The sequence below is a fragment of the Candidatus Schekmanbacteria bacterium genome, assembly GCA_003695725.1.
GTDB lineage: Bacteria > Schekmanbacteria > GWA2-38-11 > GWA2-38-11 > J061 > J061.
In genome coordinates this window covers 1-3833 of record RFHX01000364.1, presented here as the reverse complement: position 1 = coordinate 3833, position 3833 = coordinate 1, and the positions used below count along the sequence as shown (strand labels likewise).

4 protein-coding genes are annotated in these 3833 nt (G+C 35.2%); 3 read left to right on the top strand and 1 reads right to left on the bottom strand.

Translation table 11 applies throughout. From position 1 onward, the window contains the following. The 3 genes from D6734_13125 to D6734_13115 form a co-directional block, all read left to right on the top strand. Window positions 1–1215 (top strand): hypothetical protein (locus D6734_13125; protein ID RMF92055.1); only part of this gene is annotated, 1215 nt, incomplete at its 5' end. A 74-nt stretch (window positions 1216–1289) separates the two neighbouring features. Beyond that, on the top strand, window positions 1290–2153 hold the full coding sequence (locus D6734_13120; GenBank protein RMF92054.1) for a decaprenyl-phosphate phosphoribosyltransferase: 864 nt from the start codon (window positions 1290–1292) through the stop codon (window positions 2151–2153). A gap of 25 nt (window positions 2154–2178) precedes the next feature. Then, window positions 2179–2865, top strand: a complete 687-nt coding sequence (locus tag D6734_13115; protein RMF92057.1) for a glycosyltransferase family 2 protein — start codon at window positions 2179–2181, stop codon at window positions 2863–2865. Here D6734_13115 and D6734_13110 read toward each other — a convergent pair whose 3' ends face one another. Further along, window positions 2866–3816, bottom strand: coding sequence for an NAD-dependent epimerase/dehydratase family protein (locus D6734_13110; protein ID RMF92056.1), 951 nt, complete (start codon window positions 3814–3816; stop codon window positions 2866–2868). Window positions 3817–3833 lie beyond the last annotated feature (17 nt).

Genomic DNA, 3833 nt, shown 5'->3' with positions numbered 1-3833 from the left:
TATCTATATTCACCTGAAGGGAGAATTCTTGAGAACTTTCTTGTTGTCATAAAAGATGATGTAATAAGCTATGTTGGGAAAAGCGCTTCCCCTTCTGTAGAGGCAGATTATGATATTGGAAATTCTATTCTTCTTCCCGGATTCATAAATGCGCATTGCCATTTAGAGCTTACAGGCTTCAAAGGAAAGATCAAGAAGGGTATATCCTTTGCAGGATGGGTAGAAGATATCATTTCGCTTAAGATTAGGACATCAAAGAAAGAGTATAGTTTATTTATAAGGGAAGGGATAAAAGAGGCAGTTAGAGGCGGCTGTACCTTCTTTTCTGATATTTCAAGCTCTTATCTGTCAGCGCCACTTCTCAATGAAGCAGGTGTGCGGGGCATAGTTTTTTATGAGGCAATAGGATTTAAAAATGAAGAAAGCGATTATCATTTTGAAAGATTGAAGGAGGCAATTGAAAAGCATAAAAAGGAGCAATATTCAAATATATGTGCAGGTATCAGTCCTCATGCAGTCTATTCGGTTTCATCTTCACTTTTTAAAAAATGCGTAGAATACTCAAAAAAAGAATCTCTGCCTCTTCAAGTCCATCTTGGCGAAACAGTGGAGGAATCTTTATTTCTTGAGAAGGGGGAAGGTATTTTCTTTACTCTTTTGTCTTTTTTGGGTCAACTCGACGAGGATTGGGAAGCGAAAGGTATTCCTCCTATCATCTATATGAAAGAGCTTGGTTTTCTTGATAATCGTAATACCTTTGTCCATTTCAACTTTTATACGAATGAAGAACTGGATATTTTATCAAAAACTGAGAATTCAGTTGTAGTATGCCCTTTGTCGAATAATGAATGGTTTGAGAGGGAAACATCTCCTCTTTTCGATTGTATTGAAAAAGAAATAAATTTGGCTATTGGGACAGATAGTTGTGCAAGCAATTTTGGCTTGAATATGTTTGATGAATTACGGATGTTAAAAAAGATTTGTCCATCATTAACACCATACGAATTGATAAAAACTGCAACTGTTAATGGAGCATATGCATTCTGTATGTCTGAAAAATTAGGAAGAATTGAAGAAGGTTTCTATGCAGATTTGATTGCTGTACCTGTAGATTTTGTAAGCGCAGATAAGGATTTGATTGAAGGTGTAATTGAAGAATCCAAAGAAGTCAATTTTTCAATGGTAGGTGGCAAAGAGATTTACTCTTGCCTTTAAAGAAGCGAATGATTATTGACGATTGTAATCATTTAAAAATAAAATATTAATCACATTTTAAATATGGACTTGATATGATATCGAATTACATCAGTCTCATAAGAGTAAAACAATGGACTAAAAATCTTATTGTTTTTTCAGGACTCATTTTTTCCGAAAATCTTTTTCATCCTCTTCAGCTTGAAAAGAGTATTGCCGCCTTCATATTGTTCTGTTTCCTCTCTTCATCTGTCTATGTCATCAATGATATCTGCGACCTTGAAAATGACCGGCAACATCCTATAAAAAAGCAAAGACCCTTGCCTGCAGGCTTGATTTCTTTGAAAAGCGCAATTTTATTTGCACTTTGCCTTGACATTTTCGTGTTTGTTTCAGCTTATTATCTTAACGCTGTTTTTTTTAAGATATGCGTCATCTATTTTGTTACTTTTGTTACATACTCCCTTTTTCTGAAGAATGTGGTTATTTTGGATGTTCTTATCATTTCCTGTGGTTTTGTGATGAGGGCTATTGCAGGAGCGGTGGTTATTGAAGTCAGATATTCGCCTTGGTTTATGGTGTGTACTTTCCTTTTATCCCTCTTTCTTGCTTTGGCAAAAAGAAGACATGAAATTGTTCTTTTAAATGAAAACGCCACTGCCCATCGAAAGATACTTGAAGAATATAGCACTTATTTTCTTGATCAGATGATTTCTGTGGTTACTCCCTCAACAATTATTGCTTATACTATTTATACATTATCTCCTGATGCGATTAGCCCTAATCTCGAATATACTGTGCCTTTTGTCGTATATGGAATTTTTCGCTATCTCTATCTGGTGCATCAGAAAGGACGAGGGGGCAGGCCGGAATTGATACTACTTACTGATATACCTCTACTTTTCAATGTAATGATATGGGCGGCACTTTGTGTTTACATAATTTACTTTCTGGATTGAGTTGCTGATGGACAGGTCAGATAATATAAAACTTTCTATTGTCATTCCAGTCTATAATGAAAAAGACCTTGTGCTTAAGCTATTAAGAAAAGTTGAAGAAAAAGTTCAGCTTAATAAGGAAATAATTATTGTTGATGATTGTTCAACAGATGGAACAAGAGAGATATTGAAAAATCTGGAAAATGAGAACAAATACAAAATTTTATTCCATTCAAAAAATATGGGGAAAGGGGCGGCTCTACGGACAGGATTCAGCCAAGCAACAGGAGACATCATTATGATTCAAGATGCAGATCTTGAATATGATCCATCTGAATATAAGATTTTGATCGATCCTATTTTGAATGACCAAGCTGATGTTGTTTACGGATCAAGATTTTTATCAGGTCCCCATAGGGTTTTACTTTTTTGGCATTATGTTGGGAATAAAATTCTTACAACCTTTTCGAATATGATGACCAATCTGAATTTAAGCGATATGGAAACATGCTATAAGGTATTTAGAAGAAAAGTTTTGGAGAAGATAAATTTGAAATCTAATAGATTCGGATTTGAACCTGAATTTACTGCAAAGATAGCCAAAAATAAGTTCAGAATATATGAAGTCCCTATTTCTTATCATGGAAGAGATTATAATGAAGGAAAGAAGATAACATGGAAAGATGGCGTTGTTGCTATATGGTGTATAATAAAGTATAGGTTTTTTGATTGACTAAAAGCCGTAAAACTCCTTTATCCATTCCATTTCAGAAGCAATTCCTTCCTCGACAGATGTGGATGGGTGAAAATGCAGAATTTTGCGGGCTTTGGCAGTATTTGCAAAGGTATGCTTTACATCGCCTTTTTGAGTTTCACTATAATTGATTTTTATTTCTTTTCCGCAAAGCTTTTGCATTATATTTAATATTTCCTTCAATTTCATTCTGCTCCCACCGCCAAGATTGAAAACCTGACCTTCTGCACCATTTGCAAAGGCAGCGCTGTAAGTAGCATCTACAATATCTGCAATGTATGTAAAATCGCGAGTTTGCTCTCCATTTCCATAGACTTCAATTGGTTTATCCTCGAAAATGTTTTTTAAAAATTTGTGAAAAGCCATATCCGGCCTTTGCCTTGGCCCATAGACAGTAAAAAATCTAAGAGCCACTGAGGGCACTGAATAATTTTTGTAATAAAGAAGTGAGAGATGCTCGCCTGCTAATTTTGATACTCCATACGGCGATATAGGGTGGGGAGTGTCCTCTTCATCCATAGGAAGTTTTGATGTGTCGCCATAAACTGATGATGATGAAGCATAAACAAACCTTTCAATATTGCAGTTTTTTAAATTTTCAAGAAGTACTTGCGTTGCTTCTATATTATTCTTTGCATAGATAGAAAATTGCTTCCCCCAACTGCTTCTCACTCCTGCCTGTGCCGCAAGGTGAAAAACTACATTGATGTCAGAAAGAATTGCTGGTAAATCGGCTTCTGTTATGGATGATTCGATAAGTTTGAAGTTTTTCGATTTCTTTAAATTTGTAAGATTTTTTTCTTTGAATTGCCTTGGATAGTAGTCAAGAAAGGAATCGATGCCTATTACTTCTATCCCTTCTGAGACCAACTTTTCAGAAAGATGAGAACCTATAAATCCTGCTGCTCCTGTTACCAATACTTTCATTATTATATAATGTTTGAAAG

Excerpts from the sequence above, each read along its gene's own strand:
- D6734_13120 (RMF92054.1), top strand. The coding sequence starts at position 1,290 with ATGATATCGAATTACATCAGTCTCATAAGAGTAAAACAATGGACTAAA.